Annotated in this window: 13 protein-coding genes and 1 pseudogene; 9 read left to right on the top strand and 5 right to left on the bottom strand. The window is 67.2% G+C overall.

The features are described from left to right. Window positions 1–3 precede the first annotated feature (3 nt). Both I71_RS06850 and I71_RS37190 read right to left on the bottom strand, forming a co-directional pair. Window positions 4–489 (bottom strand): Hint domain-containing protein, encoded by a 486-nt coding sequence (locus I71_RS06850; protein WP_049975967.1) that lies wholly within the window; start codon window positions 487–489, stop codon window positions 4–6. Window positions 490–647: 158 nt separating this feature from the next. Beyond that, on the bottom strand, window positions 648–869 hold the full coding sequence (locus I71_RS37190; protein WP_148294172.1) for a hypothetical protein: 222 nt from the start codon (window positions 867–869) through the stop codon (window positions 648–650). 141 nt (window positions 870–1010) lie between these two features. Between I71_RS37190 and I71_RS06845 the strand changes: the two genes are divergently transcribed. From I71_RS06845 to I71_RS06830, 4 genes are all read left to right on the top strand, one after another. Continuing rightward, window positions 1011–1280, top strand: a complete 270-nt coding sequence (locus I71_RS06845) for a ribbon-helix-helix domain-containing protein (RefSeq protein WP_042692876.1) — start codon at window positions 1011–1013, stop codon at window positions 1278–1280. 148 nt (window positions 1281–1428) lie between these two features. Beyond that, window positions 1429–2097 carry a hemolysin III family protein gene (locus I71_RS06840; RefSeq protein ID WP_042692873.1) on the top strand — a complete coding sequence of 223 codons (669 nt, stop codon included), beginning with the start codon at window positions 1429–1431 and terminating at the stop codon, window positions 2095–2097. 133 nt (window positions 2098–2230) lie between these two features. After that, on the top strand, window positions 2231–3754 hold the full coding sequence (locus I71_RS06835; protein WP_244433684.1) for a lysozyme inhibitor LprI family protein: 1524 nt from the start codon (window positions 2231–2233) through the stop codon (window positions 3752–3754). Window positions 3755–3877: 123 nt separating this feature from the next. Then, a complete protein-coding gene (locus I71_RS06830) occupies window positions 3878–4336 on the top strand; it encodes a MarR family transcriptional regulator (protein ID WP_042692867.1) in 459 nt (152 codons plus the stop codon). 43 nt (window positions 4337–4379) lie between these two features. On the opposite strand, the gene I71_RS06825 is transcribed toward I71_RS06830, so the two are convergent. After that, the gene (locus tag I71_RS06825) at window positions 4380–5369 is read right to left on the bottom strand and encodes a D-glycerate dehydrogenase (protein ID WP_042692864.1); all 990 of its coding nucleotides are present in this window, start codon (window positions 5367–5369) and stop codon (window positions 4380–4382) included. A gap of 241 nt (window positions 5370–5610) precedes the next feature. On the opposite strand from I71_RS06825, the gene I71_RS06820 reads away from it, so the two are divergent. From I71_RS06820 to I71_RS34835, 3 genes are all read left to right on the top strand, one after another. Beyond that, entirely contained in the window at window positions 5611–6144 is a 534-nt protein-coding gene (locus I71_RS06820) for an SH3 domain-containing protein (protein ID WP_042692861.1), read from the top strand. Between the two features lie 108 nt (window positions 6145–6252). Beyond that, window positions 6253–7488, top strand: a complete 1236-nt coding sequence (locus I71_RS06815; protein WP_042692857.1) for an argininosuccinate synthase — start codon at window positions 6253–6255, stop codon at window positions 7486–7488. A 353-nt stretch (window positions 7489–7841) separates the two neighbouring features. Then, the gene (locus tag I71_RS34835) at window positions 7842–9251 is read left to right on the top strand and encodes a methyl-accepting chemotaxis protein (RefSeq protein WP_049975966.1); all 1410 of its coding nucleotides are present in this window, start codon (window positions 7842–7844) and stop codon (window positions 9249–9251) included. Window positions 9252–9308: 57 nt separating this feature from the next. On the opposite strand, the gene I71_RS40960 is transcribed toward I71_RS34835, so the two are convergent. Then, window positions 9309–10022, bottom strand: a complete 714-nt coding sequence (locus I71_RS40960) for a hypothetical protein (RefSeq protein WP_375731175.1) — start codon at window positions 10020–10022, stop codon at window positions 9309–9311. 70 nt (window positions 10023–10092) lie between these two features. Further along, window positions 10093–11346: pseudogene (locus tag I71_RS40955) on the bottom strand (elongation factor G); the annotation flags it as partial. Window positions 11347–11977: 631 nt separating this feature from the next. Between I71_RS40955 and I71_RS06800 the strand changes: the two are divergent. Both I71_RS06800 and I71_RS06795 read left to right on the top strand, forming a co-directional pair. Continuing rightward, window positions 11978–12460, top strand: coding sequence for a cache domain-containing protein (locus I71_RS06800; protein WP_042692854.1), 483 nt, complete (start codon window positions 11978–11980; stop codon window positions 12458–12460). A gap of 62 nt (window positions 12461–12522) precedes the next feature. Next, window positions 12523–14235, top strand: coding sequence for a methyl-accepting chemotaxis protein (locus tag I71_RS06795; protein WP_042692851.1), 1713 nt, complete (start codon window positions 12523–12525; stop codon window positions 14233–14235). The last annotated feature ends 228 nt before the right edge of the window (window positions 14236–14463 follow it).

Genomic DNA, 14463 nt, shown 5'->3' with positions numbered 1-14463 from the left:
GGATCATGCCTCGTACTCGGCGGCATTGTCGTAGGCCTGACGGTTGTCGGCTTCGAGATAGGTTTCGACCGGCAACCCCTCGGCATACATGCCGTCGTGGCTGTCGAGTTCGATGTGGAAATACTCGATCTCCTCCATCCCATCGACCTGCCGGATCGACGAGCCATTGATCAGCAGGCGGGCGGAAACCCCATAGTCGCCGATCAGCAGCCCGTGGTTGGGAGAGATGTAGAGGTCGCGGGCCGGCAGCCCGGGGGCGATGGCGTCACGGACGATCCGGACCGGCAGATGGATTTTGCGCAGCTGATCGGTATCGAGAGATGAAACTGTCAGCGCACGCCGACCGATCCAGCGGATCGGACGGAACTCGCCGGTCACCGACGACTTGATCAGGTCGCCGATCTTCAGGCTTTCCACAGGCACATCGCCGAACATGGAACGGACATAGGTGCCGCGGAGGACGCAGGTCGGGATCGGTTGGGGAGACATGATCTGAAATGTCCCATTTCAGTTTGAGAAGATTCTTCGCCGTTCGGACATCTTCGACATCGGACACGGCATCATGCATACCCACGAAGGGTACCTCTTTGTAAAATTCGTGTACTAACAAACTTGTGCAGAATTTCAACCGTCGGTGACCAAATGTCTCAAGCCCGCGTGTGTGACTGGGAGCCTCCTCTTCCTTCGGGCCGGCAATCGGCTTCATTCCACGAGGACTGCGACATTTCGTCTCCATCCCGCACCTCCAACGCCGCCCGCGCGATGGCAAGGATGTTGTCCAGACGGATCACCAGTTCGGTCTCGCACAGTGCGGACCGTGCTGATGCGGCTTCGCTAATGATCGCGCGCAAGGCGTCGCTGCGTGTCATGCCGGTCTCCAATCCCATTCTGTTTGCCTGCCCATGAACTGGGCATCCGCTCCGCCCTCCTGCTCGCTTGTGAAGAACTTCACAGCAGGCGCACCCGCATTTCGCATACTCATTTATGCGTCACCAACGGAGGGTCCCCTCATGCACATGCGCAACATCAGGGTCAACGGCAAGCGGACCAGCATGAAGCTGATGTCGGTCGAGTGGGAGTCGCTGGAAGAGATCTGCGCCCGCGAAAACATGACGATGAGCGAGCTGGTGACGAAGATCGACGCCGAACGTCAGGACTGCGACAATCTCACCGGCTGCGTCCGAGTCTACGCGCTGTGCTACTTCCGCAAGGCCGCCAGCCTGTCCGAGCCGATGCCGCGCCACCGTCCCACCACGGCCATGGCCTTCGCAGCGGAGTGACGGTTCGGGCCCGTCCCGCATAAGCGGTTCGGCAAGCTCTCTCCATCGGACAGGGCCGGTGGCGCGGCCGCTGCAGGCACCCCATGTTCGACGCGGGCCCCGCTGCGGCGGCGGCCCACCTTCCTGCGTCGACCGGAGTGGTGTCCCAATGCCGGATGCCCACCAGTTTCCTGTCTACAGCGTCGGCGAACGGCGGGCCGATGCCGCCGTTCATGCCATCGGCGTCACGGCAGGCATCGCCGGCTTCGTCTGGCTGCTGAATGCCGGCATATTCTCCGGCGCCGTCCCGGTCCATACGGCCCTGGCGCTGGCCATCTACGGGCTCGGGCTGGTGGGGATGCTGACGGCCTCGGCCGCCTACAACCTCGCCCCGCCCGGATTCGGCAAGGCTCTGCTGCGGCGGATCGACCATGCCATGATCTACCTGATGATCGCCGGCACCTACACGCCCTTCACGCTGGGCCTCAGCCAGGGGATCGGCCAGGGGATCGGCCAGGGAATTTGGCTGGGCGGCGCCGTGTGGGGCGGGGCCGCATTCGGCGCCGTGCTGAAGCTGCGCTTTCCTGGACGGTTCAACCGGTTGGGGCTGGCGCTCTATCTCGGGCTGGGCTGGGCGGTGGTCACGGCACTCGAACCCTTGGGATCGGCAGTGTCGGCGCCGGCCCTGTGGCTGCTGGTCGCCGGCGGACTGGTCTACACCGTCGGCGTCGTCTTCCACCTGATGGATCGCATGCCCTACAACAATGCCATCTGGCACCTGTTCGTGCTGGCCGCCGCCAGCTGCCATTTCGCGGCAATCGTCATGGCGTTTCTTTAAGCCGCTCCTTTCCTCGATTTCAGGGCCGGATCGGCGGGGACCGCAGAGGACAAGCCGCGGCGGATTCCGTATCTTCCGCGGATCACAGTCCCAGGAAGGCATCATGGGCCCGGCAGCGATAGACCAAGCGGAAATGGATCAGAGGAAAAACCGGCACGCATCGGCCGGCGGCCCGATGCTCGCGGCGGCCGCGCTGGCCCTGTGGGTCGTCATCGCCGCCGGTGCGGCGCAGGCGGATCCCTCCTTCGACTGCAAGGCGGCCTCCACGCCGGTCGAAAAGGCGATCTGCGCCGACTCCAAGCTGGGCGATGCCGACAAGGAGATCGCCGACACCTACAAGGCGTTGCAGGACCTGTCCGGCACCGCCGACCGCGACCGGCTGCGGACGGAGCAGCGGACCTGGTTGGCACAGCGCAACCAGTGCGCGACGGCGCCCTCGCCCGGCACCTGCCTCGGCCCGGTTCTGGACGCCCGTCGCACCGCCCTGTCGAAGTCGATGCCCAAGGCGGTCGATACCGTGACCGCCATCGTCGACGGCATCGCCAGCGACCCTGCCGGCGCCGCCAAGCGGCTGGCCGAGATCCGCGGCGGGCTGGGCAAGGGATGGAGCGCCTATCTGTTGCGCTTCGGCCCCGCCCCCGACCGCGCCAAGGCGGAGTCGCTGCTGCGCGACGCCATCGCCGGCATCGAGGATTCCTTTGCCCGCGAAACCGCATCCGGGGTCGATCTCGCCACCGACGAGGGCTTCCTCACCGCCCTGCGCGTCGTCAGCGACGATGTGGAAATGGCGTGGCCCTGCTCGGTGATGGAAAAGCGCGGGGCGGCGGCCTGGAAGGCGATGGAGCCGCTCTATGGCAGCAACCGCGACAATTTCGGCGCCTATCCCGCCTGCCCCGACGGCAAAGCGCTGCTGGCCTCCGCGGAGTGGAAGGCGGTCGACGATCTGCTCGCGCCGATGCTGGAAGCGGCCTCGAACCGCACCGGCACCATCCGCGCCGCCACCTACCGCCAGATGGGCATCGACCGCCTGAAATCGGCGGTCGATCCGCGTCTGTTCGTCGCCGATGCGCCGCAGCTGACCCAGCTGGTCACGGATGCCAGCGGCTGGTCCAACCCGCGCTGGATCGCACCCGGCTGGAGCGACCGCCTGCGCAAGGCGGTGGATGGGGCGGTGACGGCCTGGACGCCGCAGATCGCCACCCGCTACGGCATCGGCACCGCCGAGGCCCGCAGGATTGCCGAAGCGGTGGCCGCCCAGGGGCTGAACGGCGGCGTCGGCCTGATCACCGACAACCTCGACCTCCAGAAGGACACGCGCCTGCCCGACTGGCTGCGCGGAACCTGGAGTTGGAGCGGCGGCGGGGCGGTGGACGTGCCCTTCGACGCCCCTGCCGGAAAGGCGCGCATCGATGGAACCAGCATCTGCGTCGGCAGCGAATGCACGGGCTATGACGTCGCCGGACAGGGCGAGGATGCCTCCTTCGACCCCAAGGAGATCCCAAAGGACGTCAAGCTTGCCGCCAACGCCGCCAAGCAGGCCGTCAGCCTCGCTCCGGTGTCCGCCGGCGGCAGCCTGACCATCGTCCCGCTGGCCGGCGGCACCCTGCTGGTCACCGGCACCGCCAAGCCGGTGGTGCTGAAGCGCGACGGAAAGTAGGCAGGAACCGGTGCCGTTCCTTCTCCCGGGAACGCGAAAGTCTTGCCTGCATCGTTCGGGTAGGCGACACTTCGCGGCGCGTGCTGCGGTTGCGGAACCGCATGCGGCTTTCCGGGGGGAGGCATGGCACGGAATCTCAAGGCGCTCGGGTTGTGGCGCACCGCGCTGGTCGCCAGCGTCCGCAAGGACGCGCCGGACCTGTCGGCGCGGCAGCTGGCGATCCTTCTCCAGGTCTATCTGACCGACCCGCCGCACACCGTGCGCGGTCTGGCGTCCCTGCTGAACATTTCCAAGCCGGCGGTGACCCGCGCGCTCGACCGCCTGTCCGTCCTGGGTTTCGTCAAGCGCAAGCGCGATGCGGAGGACAAGCGCAACGTGCTGGTCCAGCGCACCGTGAAGGGCAGCGTCTATCTGTCCGATTTCGCCGAGCTGGTGATCGCCGCCGGCGCCGTCGCGCCGGAGGACATGGCCCGCATCCAGGCCGACGAGGCGCTGGCCGCCGCCGCCAAGGCAAGGCTGGAGGCCGAGTTGCAGGATGTGCCGGCGCGGGAGGCCGCCCCGCTGGCAGCCTCCGCGCCCTGACCGTTCCCCTTCCCCCGTCCGAAGGGGGAAGGGAACCTTTCGCTTACAGCAGCGCTTCCAGAACGCGGTCTGGCGGGGCGTGGCCGTCGGTGAAGGTCTTGATGTTGATCACCACCTTCTCGCCCATGTCGATGCGGCCCTCGATGGTGGCGGAGCCCATGTGCGGCAGCAGGACGACATTGTCCAGCCGCAGCAACTTCGGGTTGATCGCCGGCTCGTGCTCGAACACGTCGAGGCCGGCGCCGGCGATCTCGCCCTTCGACAGCATGCGGGTCAGCGCCACCTCGTCGATCACCTCGCCGCGCGAGGTATTGACGATGTAGCAGTGCGGGCGCAGCAGCTTCAGCCGGCGCTCCGACAGCAGATGATAGGTGGCCGGCGTGTGGGGACAGTTGATCGACACGATGTCCATCCGCGCCAGCATCTGGTCCAGACTGGACCAGTAGGTCGCCTCCAGCTCCTGCTCCAGCTCCGGATGGACTCGGCGGCGGTTGTGGTAGTGGATCGACATGCCGAAGGCGCGCGCCCGCTTGGCCAGCGCCGAGCCGATGCGGCCCATGCCGAGGATGCCCAACCGCTTGCCGCTGATGCGGTGGCCCAGCATGGTGGTCGGCCCCCAGCCGCTCCACTGGCCGGAGCGGACCAGCCGCTCGCCCTCCGCCACGCGGCGCGCGGTGGCCAGCAGCAGCGCCATGGTCATGTCGGCGGTGTCCTCGGTGAGGACGCCGGGTGTGTTGGTGACGACGATGCCGCGCTCGCGCGCCGCCTTCAGGTCGATGTGGTCGACGCCGGTGCCGAAGGAGGCGATCAGCCGCAGCTGCGGCCCGGCGGCTTCGATCAGCGCCCGGTCGATGCGGTCGGTGACGGTCGGCACCAGCACTTCGGCGATGTTCATCGCGTCCTGCATCTGGGCGGGGGTGAGCGGCACGTCGTCCGGATTGAGCCGGGTGTCGAACAGCTCCATCATCCGCGTCTCGATGACGTCCGGCAGCTTGCGGGTGACGACAACGAGCGGCTTCTTCTTGTCGGTCATCGGTGCTGGTCCTCCCTTGCCCCGGCCAGCCCGCATCGCACGATCCTTGCTGGGCTGCTCCGGTCCATGGTTGCCATACCAAGCGGTCGGGGGACTGTCCAGAAGTCCGTCGCGAAAGGCCATCCTGCGGCAGGGCGGCAGCGGCCTTCGATCGGGGGCGGCGACGCTTGCCCTATCGAACGGGTGGTCTCTATAGTGCGGCCCGGTTTTCCCGTCCGTCCCCGTCAGCTCCGGTGCCGCCATGCCTGTCCGCCGCTCCGTCCTCGCCTCTCTGGCCCTGATCCTGGGGTTCGGGGCGGGGCTTTTCGCGGATGGCGGCAGCATCGCCATGGCAGCGGAAGGCAAGGACCCGACCCATGCGTCGGGCCTGCCGATCCCCCGCTTCGTCACCGTCCGTGTCGGCGAGGTCAATCTGCGCTCCGGCCCCAACGGCAGCTATCCCATCGAATGGGTGTTCAAGCGCAAGGACATGCCGGTGGAGATCATCCAGGAATTCGACACCTGGCGCCGCATCCGCGACTGGGAGGGAGCCGAGGGCTGGGTACACCAGAGCGCGCTGTCGGGCCGCCGCGGCGTGCTGATCGTCGGCCAGACCCGCGCGATCTACGACTCACCGCGCGGCGACAGCGGCGTGGTGGCGCGGGCGGAGCCGGGGGTCATCGGGTCGCTGAAGAAGTGCCGCGACGAGTGGTGCGAGGTCGACGTGAAGGGCTATCGCGGCTGGATGAAGCGCGCCGATTTCTGGGGCACCTACCCCGGCGAGAAGATCGACTAGCCGGTCCCTGCCCTTCTCCGGGTCAGATCGGCGCCGGCAGGGCTTGAAGGCTGGCGGGAAAGGCCGTACGGTCGCGGCCTTACCTTTCTCTACTGCAAGAGCAGTCCCATGAGCGGCGCGTCCGGCAAACAGATCAAGAAAGTGGTGCTCGCCTATTCGGGCGGCCTCGACACCTCGGTCATCCTGAAGTGGCTGCAGGAAACCTATTCCTGCGAGGTGGTGACCTTCACCGCCGACCTCGGCCAGGGCGAGGAGTTGGAGCCCGCCCGCAAGAAGGCCGAGCTTCTGGGCATCAAGCCGGAAAACATCTTCATCGACGATCTGCGCGAAGAGTTCGTGCGCGACTTCGTCTTCCCGATGTTCCGCGCCAACACGCTCTATGAGGGCACCTACCTGCTCGGCACCTCGATCGCCCGGCCGCTGATCGCCAAGCGCCAGATCGAGATCGCCAACATGGTCGGCGCCGATGCCGTCGCCCATGGCGCCACCGGCAAGGGTAACGACCAGGTCCGCTTCGAGCTGGGCTATTACGCCCTGCGCCCGGACATCACGGTCATCGCGCCGTGGCGCGAATGGACCCTGAACAGCCGCACCACGCTGCTGGACTACGCCGAGAAGAACCAGATTCCGATCGCGAAGGACAAGCGCGGCGAGGCCCCCTACTCCACCGACGCCAACCTCCTGCACATCTCCTACGAGGGCAAGGCGCTGGAGGATCCGTGGGTCGAGCCGGACGAGGACATGTACACCCGCTCCGTCGCCCCGGAAAAGGCGCCGGACACCCCGACCTACATCGAGGTCGAGTTCAAGAACGGTGACGCCGTCGCCATCGACGGCAAGGCGCTGTCGCCGGCGGCCCTGCTGACCGAGCTGAACCGGCTGGGCGGCGAGAACGGCATCGGCCGCCTCGATCTGGTCGAGAACCGCTATGTCGGCATGAAGTCGCGCGGCGTCTACGAAACCCCGGGCGGCAGCATCCTGCTGGTGGCGCACCGCGCGATGGAGAGCATCACGCTCGACCGTGGCGCCGGCCACCTGAAGGACGAGCTGATGCCGCGCTATGCCGAGCTGATCTATTGCGGCTACTGGTGGAGCCCGGAGCGTCTGGCCATCCAGGCGCTGATCGACCAGACCCAATCGCTGGTCAACGGCACGGTCCGTCTGAAGCTGTTCAAGGGCAACGTCACCGTCGTCGGCCGCAAGTCGCCCAACTCGCTCTACCGTATGGACTATGTGACCTTCGAGCAGGACAGCGTCTACAACCAGAAGGACGCGGAAGGCTTCATCAAGCTGAACGCGCTCCGTCTGCGCCTGGGTGCGATGGCCAAGCAGAAGCTGGGCTGAACCATCGTCCAATACTGTATACGGTCATGGTTCCGAGCCCGCCGGCGATTCCTCGCCGGCGGGCTTTTGTTTGCCATACCCAACAATCAGAAGCATTTGGCAAAACCCGAATCATGAGTTTTGACTGATGTCCATTATGAGAAATTAATCTAAATTTATATCTTTTGGTTGATCTGCGAATCGATTTCTCTCAGTTCTCTTCGCCGACAAACCGTTTCAGTTGTGAAATCCAAGCCGTCCTCCGCCTGGATTGAACCTTTATGTTTTATTTAACTTTTTATCTTTTTAAATGCGGCACTGAAGATTTTAGCGCGAACAGTCGCACACAAAGAGCATCATCGGGGATAGCGTCAATGGTCGAAGCATTGAGCGGCCGGCGGATTGCCGGCATCGTGGTTTCCGGTCTGGCCGTACCGGTCGCCCTCCTGGCCGGAGGCGGCACTGCCGCCCTGTCCGGCTGGGCCTTCTGGGTGGCGTTGGCCGTCGGCTTGGCGATCCTCGCCGGTGGGCTGCTGCTGGGCCGGGAACAGCGGAACGACACGGAGAAGAATGCCCTCTCCCCCGAAGATGCGATGAGCCTGATGGCGTTCGAAAAATCGGCCGACCCGATCCTGGTGGCGACCATGGAGGGGTTCTGCGCCTGCAACGAGGCCGCCGTGCGCTTCCTGCGGGCACGGTCGCGGAGCGACATCGTCGGCATCCAACCGTCAGCCCTGTCGCCGGCGACCCAGCCGGACGGACGCTCGTCGCAGGAAACGGCGGTGCAATACATCACCACGGCGGCCAGGGACGGATTCGTCCGTTTCGACTGGTTTCACCGCCGGCTCGACGGCAGCCTCGTTCCGGTGGAGGTGACGCTGGTGGCCTGCAAACAGGGCGGCAAGGACTATGTCATCACCTATTGGAAGGACCTGACCGTCCTGCAGGAGGAACGCCAGCGCAGCCACAAGCTGGCGGAGGAGGTGTCGGAGCTTGCCAACCGCTCGGCGACGATGGCCGCAGGCATGCAGACCGTCGCCCACACCCTGTCCGGCCTGTCGCAGCAGGGCGAGGAGAAGATGGAGCAGGCGACCGTCTCCGCCAATCAGGTGTCCGCCGACACCCAGGCCGTCGCCACCGCAACCGGGCAGCTCGCCGGTTCGATCAACGAGATCGCCCAACGGATCAGCGACGCGGCCAGCATCTCCAACAAGGCGGCGGATGAGACCGGGCGGGCCGACGCGATGGTTCAGGGACTGGCGGAAACCGCCAGCAAGATCGGAACGGTGGTCAAGCTGATCCAGGACATCGCCAGCCAGACCAACCTGCTGGCGCTGAACGCCACCATCGAGGCCGCCCGCGCCGGAGAGGCCGGCAAGGGCTTCGCCGTCGTGGCCGGCGAGGTCAAGAACCTGGCAAACCAGACCGCGAAGGCGACGGAGGACATCACCGGCCAGATCTCGCTGGTCCAGGATCAGACGCGGCAGACGGTCGAGGCGATCAAGAACATCGGTCTGGTGATCACGCAGGTTCGCGAGATTTCGTCCGCCATTGCCGCCGGCACCGAACAGCAGGGGGCAACCACGCATGACATCGCCCAGCGGGTGCGGTCCGTCGCGGACAGCACCCGGATGGTCGCCGCCCACATCGATGCGGTCGCCCATGCCGCAAGCAAGAGCGGCGAGATGTCCGCCGAAGTTCTGTCTTCCGCCAACAACCTGAGCGGGACCTTCGATCTGTTGAAGACCAAGGTCAAGGAGTTCGCATCAACCGGCGTTCGGTAAACAACCGGGCTCGATGGCCCCACCGCCCGCCCGCCGGGCGGTGGGGCCTCCAACCGCTTATTGTGCCGCCAGCATGTCGCGGCGGATTTCGACGGCGCGGTCGGCCGCCTTGCCGACCACCTCCTGAAGCCGGTCGAATTCGGCGCTGTAGCTGCCGACGCCGAAGGTAAGGGACCTCAGCTCCACGATCAGATCCTGCATGTCGGCCTGCGGCATGCACGCCTTCACCTCGTCCCAGCCAGGCCAGCCAGGCCGCGCGTCGAAGCCGAGAAGCTGGCCGCGCCGGCCGCTGACCAGCCGCTGCACCTTCGGCGTAAAGGCGCTGGGCACCGCGATGGTGACGGTCAGGATCGGCTCCAGCAGCACCGGCTCGCAGGCCGGCAGCGCATCGGCCATCGCCTGCCGCGCCACCGTCTTGAAGGCCATGTCGGAGCTGTCGACGGCATGGAACTGGCCGCCGGTCAGTGCCACCGCGAAATCCACCACCGGGAAGCCCAGCGGCCCGCGCGCCGCCGCCTCGCGCACGCCGGCCTCCACCGCCGGGATGTACTGGCGCGGCACGGCGCCACCGACCACCGCATCCTCGAATTGAAGCCCGATCCGCGCGGTAGCGGCCGGATTTCGACATGGATGTCGGCGAACTGGCCGTGGCCGCCGGTCTGGCGCTGAAACGGGCGTGGGGGCGGTGCCCTTGCGGATCGTCTCCTTGTAGGGAACCTGCGGCGGCTGGCCCTTCACGCGAACGTTGAAGCGGCTGCGCAGCCGGTTCATCGCCAGCTTCAGGATGGACATCACCTTGGCCCCACAGCACCAGTTCGCCGGTCTCGGCCGACTGGTCGAGCGTCAGGGACGGATCCTCCTCCCGCAGTTTCTGCAGGGCGGCGGACAGTTTCACCTCGTCATTGCGGTTCTCGGCGCGGAGCGCCAGCCCATGCACCGGCGGGGCGGCGGCCGGCCAGTCGGCGGACGGCCCCAGATTGGCCTTCTCGGTCAGCCGGTCGCCGGTTGCCGCCTTCTCCAGCCGGCCGAGCGCCACCAGATCGCCGGCAAGCGCCTGCGGCACCTTGGTCTGGTCGCGGCCGAACAGCTGGAAGATGCCGGATACCCGCTCGGCCCCCAGCGCCATCCCGTCGGTGACGGTGCCGCGCCAGATGCGGGCGAGGCTGAGCTTCCCGGCATGGGAGCCCATCATCGTCTTCACCACCTGCACCGCCACCGCCGCATCGGCCGGACTGTCGATGCGGGCCGCGGTGGTGGCGACCTCCGGCCCCTCGTGCCGCAGGGCCTTCAGCAGGCGGCGGATGCCGTTGTCGTTCTCCGCCGAGCCGAAGAAGACCGGAACGATCAGGTCGTCGGCCAACTCGTGCGCCAGTGTCTCGTAAAGCTCGGCGCTGTCGGGGGCCATGTCCTCCAGCAGCTTTTCCAGCAGACCGTCGTCGAAGTCCGCGGCCGATTCCAGCATCGCCTGCCGCGCCTCCGCCTCCCAGTCGCGGGCGCTGTCGGGCAGGGCCACCAGATCGGACGGCTTGTGCGGGTTGAAGCGCCAGGCGCGCTCGCTGACCAGATCGACCAGACCGGTGATCTGTCCATTCTCGCGCATCGGCACCGCGCGCAGAACCAGCTTGCGGGCCGAGACCTCCTGATAGGCGGCGACGACATCGCGCACGCGCAGGTCGCCCAGCGTGTCGATCTTGTTGATGAACAGCAGATGCGGGATGCGGTGGTCGTCCAGCACCTTGAACAGCGGCGCCAGCAGCACCGCCTTCTCGGGCGCGGCCTCCGCCACCACGATGGCGATGTCGGCGGCCATCAGCGCCGCCTGCGCCTCCCCCGTCAGTTCCACCGAGCCGGGGCAGTCCAGGATCGACCAGCGTTCCCCCAGGTAATCGAAGGAGGCGACATTCAGCTCGGTGCTCATCGACCGGGCCTTTGCCTCCGGCGAGTTGTCGCCCACGGCATTGCCGTCGCGCACGCTGCCCTTGCGGGTGACGGCCCCGGCGGCGAACAGCAGGCTTTCCAGCAGTGTCGTCTTGCCGGCGAGATAGGGGCCGACCAGCGCCGCGCAGCGCGCCGTCCGGATTTGCGTATGCGGCATTCACACCTCCCGTCGAAGCTTCGGGCTGTCGTGACCGGGGACGGAGCCCCCCGGTCACCACCTGGGCCGGCAATCGGGCCGCCGGCGCCGGCCGCCGGGGCGGCCCGTTCGCGTGTGGCTCTCTCAGACTGGCACGTTAAAGACCTGGCACCTCCGGAAGACCGGTGTCCGGACCGGGCGACGGGCGGCGGCGGACGGGCGCTGGAGCAGCGCAACGGGTCCGGGGCCGGGCGGAGCGCCCGCATCGGACTTCCGATGCTCCACCCGAACGGCGCGGCTGTCGATGGAAAAAAGGGCGGCAAACCGTCACGCGCGGCGCAGCCAGTGCGTCGATAGGCCGCATCGGTGCGCAGGCAGCCGTTCCATCCCCACCGGCCGCCCTACCTCGCGCCTAAGACGTTCAAATGAAACCACACACGCTCAAAAAGGGCACCGTACCGCCATCTGTTCGCAATATTGCTATGATGCAATGCAGTATGTGCGCGACGAAATGCAGCGGACAAACGCATGAAACCTTCTGTTAGTAGCCTCACACGATAACGGGCCGCACGTAAAGGCGATGACGGCCGGACAACATTCTCAGGGGCGGCCGGTGTCTGCCGGCCGTCCCCATTGCTTGGGGAAAGTGCACATGCGCCTGTGGTTCCGTTTGCTGGCTGTCATCCTTGTTGCGATGGGGACTGCCGTTTCCGCCCCACTGTCCATCCCCGCCGCCGCCGAGGAGGCCAAGCCGACGCAGGAAGACGCCAAGTCCATCACCCTGAAGGCGGCGGAGCTGATCGCCACCCAGGGCCTGGACGAAGCGGCCAAGGCCTTCAACGCCGACGGTCCGTTCAAGCATGGCGAGGTCTACGTCAACGTCATCGACTTCACCGGCGTCTGGAAGGTCTACCCGCCGCGCCCGGCCGGCGTTGGACAGAGCGTCATCAACGTCAAGGATCCGGATGGCCGCTTCATCGTCCAGGACGTGCTGGCCGTGGCCAAGGACAAGGGCGAGGGCTGGGTCGAGTATCGCTGGCTGAACCCCGCCAGCAACAGGATCGAACCGAAGATCACCTATGTGAAGCGCGTGCCCGGCCAGGAACTGGTCGCCTATGTCGGCGTCTACAAGTAAGGGCCGCCGCCAAGACCCGGTGAGTGTGCGGCGGTGCGGCGGTGCGGCGTAAGGGGGATGGAATGAAGGGCGGTGTCTTTGCGCGCTTGTCGGGCCTGTCCGTGGCGGGACGGGTGTTCGCGGCCCCCCTGATGGGGATCGTCCTGACGGTGGCGGCCCTGGTACTGGCCGACCGCCAGTCGGAACAGGCGCTGACGGCGGTGGACGGCATCCACCGCGAGGCGGCGGAGCGGCTGGGCCGGATCGACCGGCTGGTCGCCATCGCCTATGTCATCCACAGCGACGTCTCCCGGCATCTGGCCCTGTCCGGCTCCGGCATCGAAGAGGCGAAGCTCCAGGCCATGCGCGACGCCATCGCCGCCAACCTGGGCAAGGCGCGCACCGGCATCGCCGAACTGCGCGCCATGCCGCTGGCCGAGGCGGAGCGGGCGATGCTGGACGAGGTGTCGGCGCGGGTCGCCGCCTATGCCAAGGCGGTGGACGAGATGAACCAGATGGCGGCCATCGACCGCCTGATCGGCATCCCGATGATGGCCCACACCGACGACCAGTTCGCCGCCCTGACCGCCAAGGTGATGGAGACGCAGGACGCCATCGGCCGCTCCACCGCCGCCGCCACCCAGGCCACCCGCGAAGCCGCCGCCTCGGCCCGCCGCGATTTCGCGCTGGTGATGGGCGGACTGCTGCTGGCGATGATGGCCGGCGGCCTGCTGCTTGCCCGCTCCATCACCCGGCCGCTGCAGCGGCTGTCGAGCAACACGGCCGATCTGGCGGCCGGAAAGCTCGATACCGCGGTCGAAGGCGGCTGGATGCACAACGAGATCGGCGCCATGGCCCGCGCGCTGGAGGTGTTCCAGACCAACGCCCGCGAGGTGGAGCGGCTGACCGCCGACCAGCAGCGCCAGAAGGCGCAGGCCGAAGCGGAGAAGCGCCGCGCCATCCAGGATCTGGCCGACCTGTTCGAGGCCCGCGTGGCGGAGGTGGTGCAGATGGTCGGCTCCGGCGCCCATCAGGTGCGCAGCAACGCCGCCGGCATGCTGGAACGCGCCAACAGCGCCAACCGGCAGGCCGCCACCGTCGCCGCCGCCAGCGCCCAGGCCGGCACCAGCGTCCAGACCGCCGCCGCCGCGACGGAGGAGATGTCGGCCTCCATCGCCGAGATCGGCGATCAGGTCCGCCGCTCCTTCGAGATGGTGCGCGGTGCGGTGCGGGCGGTGGAGGAGACCAACGCCCATGTCGTCGGCCTGTCCGACGCCGCCCACCGCATCGGCGAGATCGTCGGCCTGATCAACTCCATCGCCGCCCAGACCAACCTGCTGGCGCTCAACGCCACCATCGAGGCGGCACGGGCCGGAGAGGCGGGCAAGGGCTTCGCCGTCGTCGCCAGCGAGGTCAAGAGCCTCGCCACCCAGACCGCCAAGGCCACCGAGGACATCGGCACCCAGATCGCCACCATGCAGGAGGTGACCGGGGCCGCCGTAGCCGCCATCAAGGGGGTGGGCGAGACGGTGGTCGGCATCGACGAGATCGTCGGCTCCATCGCCGGCGCCATGGAACAGCAGGCCGCCGCCACCCAGGAGATCACCCGCAACGTCCAGGAGGCCGCCGCCGGCACCTCCGAGGTTTCCCAAACCATCGCCACCGTCTCCACCAGCGCCGGGGAGACCGGGACCGCCGCCGGCGAGGTGCTGCGCGCCGCGGAGCTGCTGGACGGTCAGGCGGTGACGCTGAACCGCGAGGTGACGCAGTTCATCGGCCGGCTGCGGGCAGGCTGACAGCCGGCTGATAAGGGGGGGCATCGCCCCTTTGCGAGGTTCGTCCGCGAAGTTTAGTCGCATCGGACTTGAAACGATCCGCCTGCGCCCAAGCTGTTGTCCCGGAACCGCGGGGCGGCGGCCGATGACGGCCGCGCCAGTGCCGGGGTATGATGCAGGACCCAACAAGAAGGATCGAAGCATGAAGATCGACATCGGGATCTCGGACGCAGACCGCAAATCCATCGC

The organism is Azospirillum sp. B506 (assembly GCF_000333595.1).
Classification (GTDB): domain Bacteria; phylum Pseudomonadota; class Alphaproteobacteria; order Azospirillales; family Azospirillaceae; genus Azospirillum.
This window is presented reverse-complemented; position numbering and strand designations above follow the sequence as displayed.

Coding starts and splice junctions, on each gene's coding strand:
- I71_RS06825 (WP_042692864.1), bottom strand. CDS start 5,369: ATGACCGACAAGAAGAAGCCGCTCGTTGTCGTCACCCGCAAGCTGCCG.
- I71_RS06840 (WP_042692873.1), top strand. CDS start 1,429: ATGCCGGATGCCCACCAGTTTCCTGTCTACAGCGTCGGCGAACGGCGG.
- I71_RS06795 (WP_042692851.1), top strand. CDS start 12,523: ATGAAGGGCGGTGTCTTTGCGCGCTTGTCGGGCCTGTCCGTGGCGGGA.
- I71_RS06850 (WP_049975967.1), bottom strand. CDS start 489: ATGTCTCCCCAACCGATCCCGACCTGCGTCCTCCGCGGCACCTATGTC.
- I71_RS37190 (WP_148294172.1), bottom strand. CDS start 869: ATGACACGCAGCGACGCCTTGCGCGCGATCATTAGCGAAGCCGCATCA.
- I71_RS06820 (WP_042692861.1), top strand. CDS start 5,611: ATGCCTGTCCGCCGCTCCGTCCTCGCCTCTCTGGCCCTGATCCTGGGG.
- I71_RS06835 (WP_244433684.1), top strand. CDS start 2,231: ATGGATCAGAGGAAAAACCGGCACGCATCGGCCGGCGGCCCGATGCTC.
- I71_RS06845 (WP_042692876.1), top strand. CDS start 1,011: ATGCACATGCGCAACATCAGGGTCAACGGCAAGCGGACCAGCATGAAG.
- I71_RS34835 (WP_049975966.1), top strand. CDS start 7,842: ATGGTCGAAGCATTGAGCGGCCGGCGGATTGCCGGCATCGTGGTTTCC.
- I71_RS06830 (WP_042692867.1), top strand. CDS start 3,878: ATGGCACGGAATCTCAAGGCGCTCGGGTTGTGGCGCACCGCGCTGGTC.
- I71_RS06800 (WP_042692854.1), top strand. CDS start 11,978: ATGCGCCTGTGGTTCCGTTTGCTGGCTGTCATCCTTGTTGCGATGGGG.
- I71_RS40960 (WP_375731175.1), bottom strand. CDS start 10,022: ATGAACCGGCTGCGCAGCCGCTTCAACGTTCGCGTGAAGGGCCAGCCG.
- I71_RS06815 (WP_042692857.1), top strand. CDS start 6,253: ATGAGCGGCGCGTCCGGCAAACAGATCAAGAAAGTGGTGCTCGCCTAT.